The sequence below is a fragment of the Hymenobacter antarcticus genome (assembly GCF_039539545.1).
Taxonomy (GTDB): Bacteria; Bacteroidota; Bacteroidia; order Cytophagales; family Hymenobacteraceae; genus Hymenobacter; species Hymenobacter antarcticus.
In genome coordinates this window covers 1-13,972 of the sequence record NZ_BAABDI010000011.1, presented here as the reverse complement: position 1 = coordinate 13,972, position 13,972 = coordinate 1, and the positions used below count along the sequence as shown (strand labels likewise).

23 protein-coding genes are annotated in these 13,972 nt (G+C 55.4%); 22 read left to right on the top strand and 1 reads right to left on the bottom strand.

Annotated features, from left to right (window positions below):
* The first annotated feature begins 62 nt into the window (after positions 1 to 62).
* The 22 genes from ABD819_RS09535 to rpsN all read left to right on the top strand — a co-directional run bounded on the left by ABD819_RS09535 (position 63) and on the right by rpsN (position 13,415).
* Entirely contained in the window at positions 63 to 341 is a 279-nt protein-coding gene (locus tag ABD819_RS09535; protein ID WP_345123518.1) for a GIY-YIG nuclease family protein, read from the top strand.
* Between the two features lie 70 nt (positions 342 to 411).
* Complete coding sequence (locus ABD819_RS09530) at positions 412 to 735, top strand: DUF3467 domain-containing protein (RefSeq protein ID WP_345123516.1); 324 nt, start codon at positions 412 to 414, stop codon at positions 733 to 735.
* 302 nt (positions 736 to 1,037) lie between these two features.
* A complete protein-coding gene (gene rpsL, locus ABD819_RS09525; protein WP_035567920.1) occupies positions 1,038 to 1,460 on the top strand; it encodes a 30S ribosomal protein S12 in 423 nt (140 codons plus the stop codon).
* A gap of 98 nt (positions 1,461 to 1,558) precedes the next feature.
* The gene (gene rpsG / locus ABD819_RS09520) at positions 1,559 to 2,026 is read left to right on the top strand and encodes a 30S ribosomal protein S7 (protein WP_035567919.1); all 468 of its coding nucleotides are present in this window, start codon (positions 1,559 to 1,561) and stop codon (positions 2,024 to 2,026) included.
* A 102-nt stretch (positions 2,027 to 2,128) separates the two neighbouring features.
* Positions 2,129 to 4,267, top strand: a complete 2,139-nt coding sequence (fusA, locus tag ABD819_RS09515; protein ID WP_345123512.1) for an elongation factor G — start codon at positions 2,129 to 2,131, stop codon at positions 4,265 to 4,267.
* A gap of 39 nt (positions 4,268 to 4,306) precedes the next feature.
* Positions 4,307 to 4,612 (top strand): 30S ribosomal protein S10, encoded by a 306-nt coding sequence (rpsJ, locus tag ABD819_RS09510; RefSeq protein ID WP_035567915.1) that lies wholly within the window; start codon positions 4,307 to 4,309, stop codon positions 4,610 to 4,612.
* A gap of 44 nt (positions 4,613 to 4,656) precedes the next feature.
* Positions 4,657 to 5,199: an immunity 26/phosphotriesterase HocA family protein gene (locus ABD819_RS09505; RefSeq protein WP_345123510.1), complete on the top strand. Its 543-nt coding sequence runs from the start codon at positions 4,657 to 4,659 to the stop codon at positions 5,197 to 5,199.
* 13 nt (positions 5,200 to 5,212) lie between these two features.
* Positions 5,213 to 6,487, top strand: a complete 1,275-nt coding sequence (locus ABD819_RS09500) for an O-antigen ligase family protein (protein ID WP_345123508.1) — start codon at positions 5,213 to 5,215, stop codon at positions 6,485 to 6,487.
* A gap of 195 nt (positions 6,488 to 6,682) precedes the next feature.
* Positions 6,683 to 7,303 (top strand): 50S ribosomal protein L3, encoded by a 621-nt coding sequence (gene rplC, locus ABD819_RS09495; protein ID WP_188561958.1) that lies wholly within the window; start codon positions 6,683 to 6,685, stop codon positions 7,301 to 7,303.
* 8 nt (positions 7,304 to 7,311) lie between these two features.
* A complete protein-coding gene (rplD, locus tag ABD819_RS09490) occupies positions 7,312 to 7,950 on the top strand; it encodes a 50S ribosomal protein L4 (protein ID WP_345123502.1) in 639 nt (212 codons plus the stop codon).
* Positions 7,950 to 8,237 carry a 50S ribosomal protein L23 gene (gene rplW, locus ABD819_RS09485; RefSeq protein ID WP_345123500.1) on the top strand — a complete coding sequence of 96 codons (288 nt, stop codon included), beginning with the start codon at positions 7,950 to 7,952 and terminating at the stop codon, positions 8,235 to 8,237. Before rplD ends, rplW begins: the two co-directional genes overlap by 1 nt.
* Before the next feature lie 44 nt (positions 8,238 to 8,281).
* Positions 8,282 to 9,109, top strand: a complete 828-nt coding sequence (rplB, locus tag ABD819_RS09480; RefSeq protein WP_345123498.1) for a 50S ribosomal protein L2 — start codon at positions 8,282 to 8,284, stop codon at positions 9,107 to 9,109.
* Between the two features lie 3 nt (positions 9,110 to 9,112).
* Positions 9,113 to 9,391: a 30S ribosomal protein S19 gene (gene rpsS, locus ABD819_RS09475; RefSeq protein WP_068191730.1), complete on the top strand. Its 279-nt coding sequence runs from the start codon at positions 9,113 to 9,115 to the stop codon at positions 9,389 to 9,391.
* Between the two features lies 1 nt (position 9,392).
* Positions 9,393 to 9,809, top strand: coding sequence for a 50S ribosomal protein L22 (gene rplV, locus ABD819_RS09470; RefSeq protein ID WP_345123496.1), 417 nt, complete (start codon positions 9,393 to 9,395; stop codon positions 9,807 to 9,809).
* Between the two features lie 6 nt (positions 9,810 to 9,815).
* Positions 9,816 to 10,715: a 30S ribosomal protein S3 gene (gene rpsC / locus ABD819_RS09465; protein ID WP_345123494.1), complete on the top strand. Its 900-nt coding sequence runs from the start codon at positions 9,816 to 9,818 to the stop codon at positions 10,713 to 10,715.
* 178 nt (positions 10,716 to 10,893) lie between these two features.
* Positions 10,894 to 11,319, top strand: a complete 426-nt coding sequence (gene rplP, locus ABD819_RS09460; protein WP_345123492.1) for a 50S ribosomal protein L16 — start codon at positions 10,894 to 10,896, stop codon at positions 11,317 to 11,319.
* 3 nt (positions 11,320 to 11,322) lie between these two features.
* On the top strand, positions 11,323 to 11,535 hold the full coding sequence (rpmC, locus tag ABD819_RS09455; RefSeq protein ID WP_188561965.1) for a 50S ribosomal protein L29: 213 nt from the start codon (positions 11,323 to 11,325) through the stop codon (positions 11,533 to 11,535).
* Between the two features lie 5 nt (positions 11,536 to 11,540).
* A complete protein-coding gene (gene rpsQ / locus ABD819_RS09450; RefSeq protein ID WP_188561966.1) occupies positions 11,541 to 11,840 on the top strand; it encodes a 30S ribosomal protein S17 in 300 nt (99 codons plus the stop codon).
* Between the two features lie 9 nt (positions 11,841 to 11,849).
* Entirely contained in the window at positions 11,850 to 12,218 is a 369-nt protein-coding gene (gene rplN, locus ABD819_RS09445; protein ID WP_188561967.1) for a 50S ribosomal protein L14, read from the top strand.
* Positions 12,219 to 12,221: 3 nt separating this feature from the next.
* The gene (gene rplX / locus ABD819_RS09440; protein ID WP_345123486.1) at positions 12,222 to 12,563 is read left to right on the top strand and encodes a 50S ribosomal protein L24; all 342 of its coding nucleotides are present in this window, start codon (positions 12,222 to 12,224) and stop codon (positions 12,561 to 12,563) included.
* 15 nt (positions 12,564 to 12,578) lie between these two features.
* Positions 12,579 to 13,133: a 50S ribosomal protein L5 gene (rplE, locus tag ABD819_RS09435; RefSeq protein WP_345123484.1), complete on the top strand. Its 555-nt coding sequence runs from the start codon at positions 12,579 to 12,581 to the stop codon at positions 13,131 to 13,133.
* Between the two features lie 12 nt (positions 13,134 to 13,145).
* Positions 13,146 to 13,415 carry a 30S ribosomal protein S14 gene (gene rpsN / locus ABD819_RS09430; protein WP_035567891.1) on the top strand — a complete coding sequence of 90 codons (270 nt, stop codon included), beginning with the start codon at positions 13,146 to 13,148 and terminating at the stop codon, positions 13,413 to 13,415.
* A 286-nt stretch (positions 13,416 to 13,701) separates the two neighbouring features.
* Here the strand turns inward: rpsN and ABD819_RS09425 are convergent.
* A partial coding sequence (locus ABD819_RS09425; protein WP_345123482.1) for an ISAs1 family transposase occupies positions 13,702 to 13,972 on the bottom strand: 271 nt, incomplete at its 5' end.

The following is a 13,972-nucleotide window of genomic DNA, read 5'->3' as shown; positions in this document are numbered from 1 at the left end:
TCGGCAAACTCAGCATGACGTTCTTTTGCGTAGTTCCATTGACATCCCTCATGTACGTTTACATGCTCACCAACACCGGCCGTACGGTTCTATACATCGGTGTAACCAACGACCTCAGCCGGCGCTTGTATGAGCACCGCGCTGGCAATGGCGATGCCAGCAAATTCACCGGGCGCTACCAAGCCGATTTGTTGGTTTACTTTGAGCTTTCGCCTGTTGCAACACAAGCCATTGCTCGTGAAAAGCAATTGAAAGGCTGGACGAGGGCCAAGAAAGACGCCTTAATCAACACCCTAAATCCTGATTGGACTGACATTGATTTAGAAACGTGGCAGGGCTAACAACGAAGCGGTAAAGATGCTTCGGCAAGCTCAGCATGACGTTCCGGGTTGATGTTCTAATAACCACCATATGCAACCAAACGACCAAAACCCGGACCCGAACGCCATCAACATCGAGCTTTCCGAAGCCATGGCCGAGGGCGAATACGCCAACCTCGCCATGATTGCGCACAGCAACAGCGAGTTCGTGATTGACTTCATCCGCATGATGCCCGGCCTGCCGAAAGCCAAGGTGAAGGCGCGTATCGTCGTCACGCCCGAGCACGCCAAGCGCCTGCTGCAAGCCCTCACCGAGAACATTGAGCGGTTTGAAGCCGCCTTCGGCCCCATCAAGATGCAGAATGAAGCCCCGAGCTACCCGATGAACTTCGGTGGCGCGGTAGGGGAGGCGTAGGCTTAAATAGAAGCTGTAGCTGCGAAAGCGCCTTCATTTTCAGTGGAGGCGCTTTTTATTGTCCTTGCGTCAACCTTACCCCCTGACCCCCTCTCCAAAAGAGAGGGGGCACCGGTTCGGCGCATGAGGTCGTCAGGCTCCCCTCTCTTTTGGAGAGGGGCCGGGGGTGAGGTTAGCTCGGAGGGCGTCAGCAGGGAATCAGAAAATTAACCTCCTCACCCTGTTTGCTATTGCGGCGAAATAATCATACCTTTGCAAGCCAAATTTTAGGGGCAAACGGCTCCAAACAAACCATTCCTTAAATGCCAACCATCAATCAGTTAGTACGGAAAGGCCGTGAGGCTTTGACTACCAAGTCGAAGTCGCCCGCCCTTGATTCGTGCCCGCAGCGTCGGGGCGTATGCACTCGCGTGTATACCACCACGCCTAAGAAGCCGAACTCGGCTATGCGCAAAGTGGCCCGTGTGCGCCTTACCAATGGTAAGGAAGTAAACGCATACATCCCCGGTGAAGGCCACAACCTCCAGGAACACAGCATCGTGCTGATTCGTGGCGGCCGGGTTAAAGACTTGCCAGGTGTTCGCTACCACATTATCCGTGGCGCCCTGGACACCGCCGGTGTAAGCGGCCGGACCCAGCGTCGTTCCAAGTACGGTGCCAAGCGTCCGAAGCCCGGTCAGCCCGCCGCAGCAGCGAAGGGTGCACCCGCTAAGAAGAAAAAGTAATTTATTAGTTGTCAGTTGCTAGTTGTCAGTTGTCAGGCCATTTAGGGCCTCCAAGCAACTGACAACTAGCAACTAACAACTGACAACTAAATAAACTCATGAGAAAGTCAAAACCAAAAAAGCGCATCTTGCTGCCGGACCCTAAGTACAAGGAGACGCTGGTAACCCGCTTTGTGAACTACATGATGTACGACGGTAAGAAAAACCTGGCATACACCATCTTCTATGACGCCTGCGACCTCGTGGAGCAGCGCACCAAGGAGAGTGGCCTCGAAATGTGGCGCAAAGCGTTGAACAACGTGATGCCCACCGTGGAAGTGAAAAGCCGCCGCGTAGGTGGTGCTACCTTCCAGGTTCCGATTGAAGTGCGCGCCGACCGCCGCATTTCGGTGGGTGCCAAGTGGATGATTCAGTACGCCCGTCGTCGTGGTGAAAAGACCATGAAGGACAAGCTGGCTGGCGAAATCATTGCTGCCGCCAAAGGTGAAGGTGCTGCCGTCAAGAAAAAAGACGATACCCACCGCATGGCCGAGGCTAACAAAGCCTTCTCGCACTTCCGTTTCTAAACAAGTGCGAATGAGCGAATGAGTGAATGAGTGAATGGTTTACAAGCTGAACTATTTACCTCATTCACTCATTCGCTCATTCACTAACTCACTCATTGTAAAATGGCCGTCAACAAAGAACTACAATACCTCCGCAACATCGGGATTATGGCGCATATCGACGCCGGTAAGACCACGACGTCGGAGCGTATTCTGTATTACACGGGTAAAACCCACAAAATCGGGGAAGTGCACGATGGTGCCGCCACGATGGACTGGATGGAGCAGGAGCAGGAGCGCGGCATCACGATTACCTCGGCTGCTACCACTACGTTCTGGAACTATCCTACCGACGTTAAGGGTGACCCAACGGAGGATACCAAGCTCTACAAAATCAACCTCATTGACACCCCCGGTCACGTAGACTTTACGGTGGAAGTGGAGCGCTCGCTGCGCGTGCTGGACGGTGCCGTGGCCCTGTTCTGCGCCGTGTCGGGTGTTGAGCCGCAGTCGGAGACGGTATGGCGTCAGGCTGACAAGTACAGCGTGCCCCGTATCTGCTTCGTGAACAAGATGGACCGCGCGGGTGCCGACTTCTTCAAAGCTGTTAACGAAATCAAGGAGAAGCTGGGTGCTAACCCCGTTCCCCTCCAGATTCCGATTGGCGCTGAGGATACCTTCAAAGGCGTAGTTGACCTGCTCACCGGCAAAGCCATTGTGTGGGACGATGCCACCGAAGGCAAGTCATACAGCGAAATCCCCGTGCCCGAGGACTTGGTAGAAACCGTTGCCGAATGGCGCCAGAAGCTCGTTGAGAGCGTGGCTGAGTATGATGACGCGTTGCTGGAGAAATTCTTCGACAACCCCGACTCCATCACCAAAGAGGAAATGATGGTCGTTATCCGCCAGGCGGTAATCGACATGAAGTTCTCACCAGTGTTGTGCGGTTCGGCCTTCAAAAACAAGGGTGTGCAGACCATGCTGGATGCCGTTATGGCTTACCTGCCGTCGCCCCTCGACATGCCCGCCATCATCGGTACCGACCCGGACAGCGGCGCGGAAATCGTGCGTCACCCCGACAACTCGGAGCCGTTCACCGCGCTGGCATTCAAAATTGCTACTGACCCGTTCGTAGGCCGTCTGTGCTTCTTCCGCTGCTACAGCGGCGTGCTGGATGCTGGCTCGTACGTGCTCAACAACCGCACCGGTAAGAAGGAGCGTATCTCGCGCCTGATGCAGATGCACTCCAACAAGCAGAACCCGATTGACAAAATCCAGGCGGGCGACATTGCCGCCGGCGTTGGTTTTAAAGACATCCGTACCGGCGATACGCTGAGCGAAGAGAAGCACCCCATCGTCCTTGAGTCGATGAGCTTCCCCGAGCCGGTAATTGGCTACGCTATCGAGCCGAAAACGCAGGCCGACGTTGACAAAATGGGTATGGCCATCGCCAAGCTCATCGAGGAAGACCCCACGCTGAAAGTAAACACCGACCCCGAGACCGGTCAGACGGTGTTGCGCGGCATGGGCGAGCTGCACTTGGAAATCATCATCGACCGCATGCGTCGCGAATTCAAAGTGGAAATCAACCAAGGTGCCCCAATGGTGGCATACAAGGAGGTTCTTACCAAGAAAGTCGACCACCGCGAAACCTACAAGAAGCAGACCGGTGGCCGTGGTAAATTCGGCGACATCGTGTTTGAGCTCGGTCCGAAAGAGACCGACCCGGAAAAGCCCGGCTTCGAGTTTGACAACGCCATTGTGGGCGGTGTTATCCCGCGCGAATTCATTGCCCCGATTCAGAAGGGTTTTGAAGAAGCCATGAAGCAAGGTCCGTTGGCCGGCTTCCCGATTGAGGGCATGAAAGTGCGTCTCTATCACGGTTCTTTCCACGACGTTGACTCGGACGCCCTGTCGTTCGAACTTGCCGCCCGTGGTGGTTTCCGCGAAGCTGCCCGCCAGGCTGGCCCGAAATTGCTCGAGCCCATCATGAGCGTGGAAGTAGTGTGCCCCGACGAGTACACGGGTCCCGTTACCGGTGACTTGAACCGTCGTCGTGGTCTGATGAAAGGCATGGACACCAAAGGCGGTGCCCAGCTGATTAAGGCCGACGTGCCGCTGTCGGAGCTGTTCGGCTACGTAACTGCACTCCGTACGATTTCGTCGGGTCGGGCTTCGGCTTCGCTCACGTTCTCGCACTACGAGCAGGTGCCGACCAACATGGCCGAAGCCATCATCGCCAAAGTAAAAGGAAGTAAATAATACCGGTCACTAACTTGGTCAATCGGACCAAAACCCCCAATGAACCAGAAAATCCGCATTAAGCTGAAGTCCTACGACCACAACCTCGTAGACAAATCGGCCGAGAAAATCGTGAAAGCAGTGAAGGCCACCGGTGCCATCGTAAGCGGCCCGATTCCTTTGCCGACCCAAAAGGAGAAGTTCACCGTGTTGCGCTCGCCCCACGTGAACAAGAAGAGCCGGGAGCAGTTCCAGCTTTGCACCTACAAGCGCCTCGTGGACATCTTCTCGACCTCGTCGAAGACTGTGGATGCCCTGATGAAGCTGGAATTGCCCAGCGGCGTTGACGTAGAAATCAAAGTCTGAGGATTCGATTTCAGTGTTAATTGAGTCAAAGCCCCACTGCAGGAATGCTGTGGGGCTTTTTCTTTAGAACTTGCGGCACTAGGGATGACAGAAAAAGCTTTAATCGAATCGATATTGAAATGGCGAGACAAAGACGGACGGTAGGAAGCATTATCGAAATCGACTTAGGCGAAGGTCATTTTTCATACGGGAGAATACTAGATTTCGCAAGCTTTGCATTTTATGATATTCATGTGACCAAACAGGAAAAGGACATTAGTAAAATAACTAATAAGCCTATCCTGTTCATCATAGCAGTTTACAACGATGTCGTTTCTTCGGGACGTTGGGTGAAAATCGGTTCTGAACCATTGCCGCAGTCATTACAAATACTGCCGACAAAATTCATTCAAGACGCATTACACCTGGATAGATTCGAACTCTACTATCCGAATAGTGGAGAGATTCGGCCAGCTTCAAAAGAAGCATGTGAGGGACTTGAGAGATGCGCAGTGTGGGATGCAAACCATGTAGAAGATAGACTGCGGGACCATTTCGCTGGTAGACCATGCAAATGGATGAGGGAGGATTTGGAGTTGTTCGCATAAGAAAATGACTCTGATGCAATCCACTTTCACCTTAGCTCGCCTACACCGGGCCGCCTTGTTCTTCTGCGGCTGCATTATCGTCGGCATTTTCATCGCCAACTGGTTTCGGGTATTACCCAGTATTGGGATGGCGGGCATTGCCTTGACAGGGCTGGTGTATTCAGCGGTGTACCGCCGGGTGGCCAACCGGAGCTTGTGGCCGGTGTTTGGAAGCTTATTTCTATTGTTCCTGCTGCACCTTTTCCAAGGCTTCAACACGGATGCCGCTAACATGGGTGATTACAGCCGGGACGTAGTGCTGCAACTGCCGTTTCTCTCGTTGCCGTTGGGTTTCTGGCTGCTTCCGGCAATGCCAAGTCGCTACCTGCGGTGGCTGTGGCTGCTGCTGATAGGTATGACGGTGCTGGCTGCTGCCGGTGCTACCATCAACTACCTGCTGCACGCCCGCGAAATCAACGAAAGCTACCTCCACTCCAAGGTGATGCCTACAGAGCCGGACCACATCCGCTTCAGTCTCATCATCACCCTAGCCATCGCGGCCGGCGCGCTGTTGCTGGCGCACAATGCCGTGCAGGTTGTATGGCGCCGTTGGGTGATTGGGGGCATTGTAGTACTTGCCCTTTTCCTACACCTGCTTGCGGTGCGCAGCGGGGAAATGACCTTCTACGCCTTGGGCGGCTTGGCCATCCTGTGGCTGGTGCTTCGCAAGCGGCAATGGAAACAGGCGGGGGCGCTGGCGGCAGTGTTGGTATTGCTGCCGGTGCTCAGCTTCGTCGCTTTCCCTACATTTCGCAACAAGGCCTATAACACGCAGGAAGACGTCGGCAAGGTTAAGCAAACCAATAGCGCAGAGGGCAAGAATTACTCCATTGCCGCGCGGGTGTATTCCTATAAGGCTGCCTTGGCGGTGTGGAACGACAACAAGCTAGTAGGAGTGGGGAAGCCTGACCTGGAAGGCGAAATGGCCAAGCGCTACGCCATGCTCTACCCCGAGATGGGCGCCAAATTCTACATCCAGCCCCATAATCAGTACCTCTATAACCTGGCTGCCTACGGCGCGCTCGGCTTGCTAGTATTCTGCATCGGCATGTTCTATCCCGCATGGTGGGCCCGCCGCAAACACGCGCCGCTGCTGCTGGCTCAATATGTGAGCATTAGCCTTTCCTTCTTAGTGGAGTACACGCTGGAAACGCAGATAGGCTTGGCTTTCGTGGTCTTCTTCCTGCTACTGGCGTTGCAAGGCTCATTGCCCAGCGACGACCCCGACCCGACCTGGCGGCCCGCCTAGTAGCGTCTGGCTCCCCTCTCCTGCGGAGAGGGGTCGGGGGTGAGGCCCTACGTCAGAACGGCGAGCTAACAGCCTCACTGAGAAAATATTTCCAACCTCTCTTGTGATTCCCGAGGCTTTTTTCCTATCTTTGCACTCCCTTAGCGAAAACGGCACTCGGTCGTTTTCTTTTTGTGTCATTTAATCATTAACAGAATGCCTGGCATCATCGGTAAGAAAATCGGTATGACAAGCCTCTTCACTCCGGATGGGAAAAACATTCCCTGCACGCTCATTGAAGCGGGTCCGTGCGTAGTGACGCAGGTTAAGACTATCGCGAATGACGGCTACACCGCCATTCAAATTGGGTACGGCGAGAAGAAAGTGAAGAACACCACCAAAGCCTTGGTTGGTCACTTCACGAAAGCTGGTACTACCCCCAAGAAAAAACTGGTTGAATTCCGCCTCGACGCCGAATCGACCTACGCCGCGGGCGCAATCATCGACGCTACCCTTTTCGCCGAAGGCGAGTTTGTGGACGTCGTTGGTACCTCCAAAGGCAAGGGTTTCCAGGGCGTTGTGAAGCGTTACAACTTCCAGGGTGTTGGTGGCCAGACCCACGGTCAGCACAACCGCCTGCGTCACCCCGGTTCTATCGGTGCGTGCTCCTGGCCTTCGCGCGTATTCAAAGGAATGCGCATGGGTGGCCGGATGGGCAACGACCGCGTGAAAGTGCAGAACCTGAAGGTGATGCGCGTAGTAGGCGACAAGAACCTGATTCTGGTGAGCGGCTCGATTCCCGGTGCTAAGAATTCTTACGTGGTAATCGAGAAATAGACGAACCAATGGAACTCGCAGTATACAGCCTCAAAGGCGAAGACACCGGCCGCAAGGTGACCCTGTCTGACGCCATCTTCGGTCTCGAAGTAAACGAGCACGTGATGTACCTGGACGTGAAGCAGTACCTGGCCAACCAGCGCCAGGGCACGCACAAGTCCAAGCAGCGCAACGAGGTGCACGGCACCACGAAGAAACTGAAGAAGCAAAAAGGTACGGGCGGTGCCCGCGCCGGCAGCATGAAGTCGGGTGTGTTCGTAGGTGGTGGCCGGATGTTCGGTCCGCAGCCCCGCGACTACAACTTCAAGCTGAACAAGAAGACCAAGCGCGTAGCTCGCCTCTCGGCTTTGTCGAGCCTGGCGAAGGATGGCAAAATCTCCCTCGTGGAGAACATTGCCATGGATGCTCCCCGCACCAAGGACTTCGTTGCCATCCTCGACGGCCTCAAGCTGAACAATGGCAAAAAGACCATGCTTGTTACCGCTGAGGTAAACAAGAACGTCATCCTCAGCGCCCGCAACCTGCAGAAAGTGAAAGTGTCGACGCCTATCGGCCTCAACACCCACGACCTGCTGAACACGGACACGCTGCTGATTTCGGAAGACGGCATGGCTTCATTGGTTGAACTCTATAGCACCGCCGAATAATGAGCACGCTGAAACGCCCCATCGTCACTGAAAAGGCCACCGGCCTCAACGAGAAAGGTCGCTACACTTTTGAAGTAGAGCGCACCGCCAACAAAGTGCAAATCAAGAAGGACATCGAAACGCTGTACGGCGTAACGATTACCGACATCAACACGATGCGCACGATTGGCAAAATGAAGTCGAAAGGCACCAAAGGCGGCCAGGTTTCCGGTCGTCGTGCCCACGGCAAAAAAGCCATTGTGACCGTTAAAGAAGGCGATGTAATCGACTTCTATAGCAACCTCTAGGCTTCGCCTCAATTCTTCCGCCGCAAAAGCACAACTAGCTAGTAATGGCACTTAAAAAACTCAGACCAACAACCCCAGGGCAACGCTTCCGCGTTGCGCCGGCGTTCGACGAGATTACCTCGTCGACCCCGGAGAAGTCATTGATGACTTCCCTCCCCAAATCGGGTGGCCGGAACTCTTCCGGTAAAATGTCCAACCGCTACATCGGCGGTGGTCATAAAACCCAGTATCGTATCGTGGACTTTAAGCGTGACAAGGCCGGTGTGCCCGCCACGGTGAAGACCATCGAGTATGACCCCAACCGTACCGCCCGCATCGCTCTGCTCAGCTACGCTGACGGCGAAAAGCGCTACATCATCGCGCCCGCCGGCATGCAGGTTGGCACGACGGTCGTATCGGGCACGGGTGTAGCTCCCGAAGTTGGCAATACCTTGCCGCTCCGCGAGATTCCCCTCGGTACCATCCTTCACAACATTGAGCTGCAGCCCGGCCAGGGCGCGGCCATGGCTCGCTCGGCCGGTACCTACGCCCAAATCGTAGCCCGCGAAGAGAAGTACGCCACGTTGAAATTGCCTTCCGGCGAAATGCGCATGGTACTCGTTACCTGCATGGCCACGGTTGGTACCGTTTCCAATGGTGACCACATGAACGTCCGCATGGGCAAAGCCGGCCGGAATCGTTGGGCTGGTCGTCGTCCCCGCGTTCGTGGTGTGGCCATGAACCCTGTCGACCACCCCATGGGTGGTGGCGAAGGCAAATCGTCGGGTGGTCACCCGCGTAGCCGTAACGGCATTTTGGCTAAGGGCCAGAAGACCCGTAACAAGAACAAGTATTCGGAGAACCTGATTGTGAGCCGCAAAGGCAAGAAGTAATATATGGCACGTTCACTCAAAAAAGGGCCGTACATTGACTTCCGGCTGGAAAAGAAAGTCACGGCACTCGAAACGGCGGGTAAGAAATCGGTGGTAAAGACCTGGTCGCGCCGCTCGATGATTTCCCCGGATTTCGTTGGCCACACATTCGCTGTTCACAACGGCAATAAGTTCATCCCGGTGTATGTGACCGAGAACATGGTAGGACACAAGTTGGGCGAATTTGCCCCGACGCGTAACTTCCGTGGTCACGTCGCCAAAAAAGATAAAGGCAAGCGCTAAGATGGAAGCAGTAGCAAAACTCCGCAATGTGCCGACCTCGCCTCGCAAGATGCGTCTGGTGGCCGACCTCGTGCGCGGCAAAAAAGTGACCCAGGCCCTCGGCCTGTTGCGCTTCGAAGCCAATATCGGCGCCGAGAAGATTGAGAAACTGCTCCTTTCGGCCCTGGCCAACTGGCAGCAGCACAACGAAGAAGAGCGGATTGAGGACGCAAACCTCTACATCAGCGAAATCTTCGTGGACGAAGGACGCCAGCTGAAGCGCCTGCGCCCCGCCCCCCAGGGTCGTGGCCACCGCATCCGCAAGCGCAGCAACCACGTGACGCTGAAAATTGACACGAAAGTGGAGAAGCTCGGCAGCAAAGGCGCTAAAGCAGCCGCCGCCACTGAAGAAACCCCTAAGGCCGACGCCAAATCCTAAGTTAATATGGGACAGAAAGTAAATCCGGTTGGCTTCCGCTTGGGAGTCATCAAAGGCTGGGACTCGAACTGGTACGGCGGCAAGGACTTCGCCGAGAAATTGGTGGAGGACGAGAAAATCCGCAAGTACATCAACGCTCGCATTCAGAAAGGCGGCATCAGCCGCATTGTGATTGAGCGCACCCTGAAGCGCATCACCATCACCATCAACACGGCTCGTCCGGGGGTGGTAATTGGTAAAGGCGGCCAGGAGGTTGACAAGATTAAGGACGAGCTGAAGCAAATCACCAGCAAAGACGTTCAAATCAACATCTTCGAAATCAAACGTCCGGAGTTGGATGCCAAGCTGGTCGGCGAGAGCATCGCCCAGCAGCTGGCCGCTCGTATCTCCTTCCGTCGCGCCATGAAAATGTCGATTCAGGCTGCGATGCGTGTTGGTGCTGAAGGCATCAAGATTCAGTGCGGTGGCCGTCTCGGCGGTGCGGAGATTGCCCGTTCGGAGCAGTACAAAGAAGGTCGTACGCCGCTGCACACGCTGCGCGCCGATATCGATTACGCTTTGTCGGAAGCTCAGACTGTGTATGGCAAAATCGGCATCAAGGTGTGGGTAATGCGCGGTGAGGTGTTCGGCAAGCCCGACCTCTCGCCCAACCAGCAGCTCACCAACCCCGGTGGCGATGCCGGTGGACGTCGTGACGACCGTGGCCCCCGTGGCGAGCGTCGTGAAGGCGACCGCGGCCCGCGTCGTGACGGTGGTGCTGGTGGTGCCGGTGGCCGTGGTGGCAACGACCGTGGCGGTAACGCCGGCGGTGGTGCCCCCCGTGGCGACAACGCTGGTCCCCGCCGCAATGGCCCCGCCACTGGTGGTGGCGCTGCCGGTGGTGCCGCTCGCGGCCCGCGTCGCTAGACCATTTCAAATGAACGTTCTCAAATAAAAGAACGTCATGCTGAGCTTGCCGAAGCATCTCTACCGCTTCGTTGAATCAGCTTGATTACTCTCGTGGTAGAGATGCTTCGGCAAGCTCAGCATGACGTTCTGGTTTTGACGTTCTATTCTCTTCTGAATTCTTTAAAATTTCAATAAAATGTTACAACCGAAAAGGACCAAGTATCGCAAGATGCAAAAGGGTCGCGTGACAGGCCTCGCCTACCGCGGCAGCTCCATAGACTTCGGTTCGTTCGCTATCAAGTCGCTGGAAGTGTCTTGGATTACGGCTCGCCAAATTGAGGCTGCCCGTATTGCAATGACCCGCGCCATGAAACGCGAAGGGCAAGTATGGATTCGCATTTTCCCCGACAAACCCATTACCAAGAAGCCTGCTGAAGTGCGGATGGGTAAGGGTAAAGGTTCGCCCGAGTATTGGGTAGCCTGCGTGAAGCCGGGTCAAATCATGTTCGAGTCGGACGGCGTTACGCTGGAAGTAGCCAAAGAGTCGCTGCGTCTCGCGGCTCAGAAGCTGCCGGTTCGTACCTCATTCGTGGTTCGCCGCGACTACACGGACGCCGCCTAAGTCATGAAGAACAAGACCGATAACAAAGGCCTTTCCGCCGACGCGCTGAAAGAGCAAATTAAAACCGAGCAGGCTACGGGCCAGCAGCTGCGTTTCGCCCATGCGATTTCGCCCCTCGAAAACCCCGCCCGCCTCAAGGCCAACCGTAAAAACGTCGCCCGCTTGCTCACCGAGCAGACTCGTCGGAACAACGAGCAGGCCGCTAACCCCGCTTAATTCCGATGGCAACCGACGTAACAACCCAAGACCAAACCGCTGCTGATGAAGCTTCGCGCAACATGCGCAAAGAAATCACCGGCAAGGTGACGAGCAGCAAGATGGACAAGTCCATCACCGTGGCTGTGGTGCAGAAACAGAAGCACCCCAAGTACGGCAAGTTCGTGACCAAAACCACGAAATTCCACGCCCACGACGAGAAAAACGAGTGCGGCGAAGGCGATACGGTGCTCATCATGAGCACCCGTCCGCTGAGCAAAACCAAGCGGTGGCGCCTGGTGGAAATTGTTGAACGCGCTAAATAATCTAATTCGATGATACAGCAAGAATCCCGCCTGACGGTGGCCGATAACAGCGGCGCCAAGGAAGTCCTCTGCATCCGCGTTTTGGGTGGCACGGGCAAGAAGTACGCCAGCGTTGGCGACAAGATTGTGGTAGCCATTAAGTCGGCTATCCCTTCCGGCAACGCCAAGAAAGGCACCGTGAGCAAGGCTGTAGTGGTGCGTGTGAAGAAGGAGATTCGTCGTAAAGACGGTTCGTACATCCGCTTCGACGACAACGCCGCCGTGTTGCTCAACAACAACGACGAGCCCCGCGGCACGCGCATCTTCGGCCCCGTGGCCCGTGAGCTGCGCGAGCGTCAGTTCATGAAAATCGTATCCCTAGCACCCGAAGTACTCTAAGCCATGGCTATCAAGAAAGCAGACCCCGTGCAGCTGCACGTAAAGTCGGGCGATACCGTGAAGGTGATTGCTGGCGACGAAAAGGGCAAAACCGGCAAAATCGTGTCGGTAAACCGGGTAACCCAGCGCGTAACCGTTGAAGGGTTGAACCTGGTGACGAAACACAACAAGCCGAGCGCCAAATCGCCCCAGGGCGGCATCACCAAGATGGAGGCGCCCATGCACGTGAGCAACGTGCAGGCTATCAACCCCACCACCGGTGAGCGGGTGCGCAAAGGCGCCGCAGCGGCCGCAGCTCCGGCTGCGCCTGCTAAGGCCAAGCGTGCCACTGCCAAAACGGCTTAAGCAGCCCCCCGCATCATGGCCCGTCTCAAAGACATTTATAGAAAAGACATCGTACCCGCGCTCCAGGAGAAATTCCAGTTCAAGAGCGTTATGCAGGTACCCCGTGTCACCAAAATTTGCATCAACCGCGGCATTGGCGCTGCGGTAGCTGACAAGAAACTGGTCGACAACGGCGTGGAAGAGCTGACGGTTATCACCGGCCAGAAAGCCATTGCCACCATCGCCAAGAAATCGGTGTCGAACTTTAAGCTCCGCGAAGGCATGCCTATCGGTGCGAAAGTGACGTTGCGCGGCGAGAAAATGTACGAGTTCATGGACCGTCTGCTGACGGTGGCCCTGCCCCGCGTACGTGACTTCAAAGGCATCAACGACAAAGGTTTCGATGGTCGTGGCAACTACACGCTTGGCGTGAAGGAGCAAATCATCTTCCCCGAAATCTCGATTGACAAAATCAAAGGCATCTCGGGCATGGACATCACGTTCGTGACCAGCGCCGAGAACGACGAGCAGAGCTACGAGCTGCTCAAGGCGTTCGGTATGCCTTTCGCTAACGCTAAAAAAGAAGCTTAATCTCCCGAACTCATGGCTAAAGAATCCATCAAAGCACGGGAGCGCAAGCGCATTGCCACCGTGGCCCGCTACGCTGAGAAGCGCAAGGCTCTGAAAGCTGCCGGCGACTACGAAGGTCTCGACAAGCTGCCCAAAAACGCTTCGCCCGTGCGCCTGCACAACCGCGACATGATTGACGGCCGCCCCCGCGGCTACATGCGCAAGTTTGGCATCAGCCGCGTGCGTTTCCGCGAAATGGCGCTCGCCGGGAAAATTCCCGGCGTGACCAAGTCGAGCTGGTAGTCCAGTTTAGGCTTTTCGCTGTAAAATTTTAATTCCCAAGTCAGAGCTTAGCTTTGGCTTGGGAATTATGGTTTATATAGCTTAGGTTTCGAGTTAGAATATGCTCGTTCTCTTGCACAATAGGAGCTTATGAAAGAGCCAATAGTAAGCTTCAGCGATTTGCTAGCGAAATGTAATGGAAATTACATTGCATACCAACACCTTCTTAACACTGTTGAGTGGCATGAGCGAAGAAAATCTATACTCAAAAGGGACAAGGATACATGTCAACAACAGACTAACCGCACTATGCGAGTTGGTGGCAAATCTGGGTCAGCAGCTCTTCTAAATAGGCATCGTTCCATCCGAGCCGCTTTCGTTTTTTCTTGATGCTGACCCGTGTGGGGTCCTGTTGCAGCAGGTTAAGCGCCATTTTGCGCACGAGGGCCAGGTTTTCCACGGCCTGGGCCTGGCGCAAGCGGTGGGCGTCTTCGCCCAGCGTCACGTCCAGGTGCCAGTGGAGCTTGTTTTCAATGGCCCAGTGGTCGCGCACGGCGGCCGTGGCCTGGGCCGGGGTC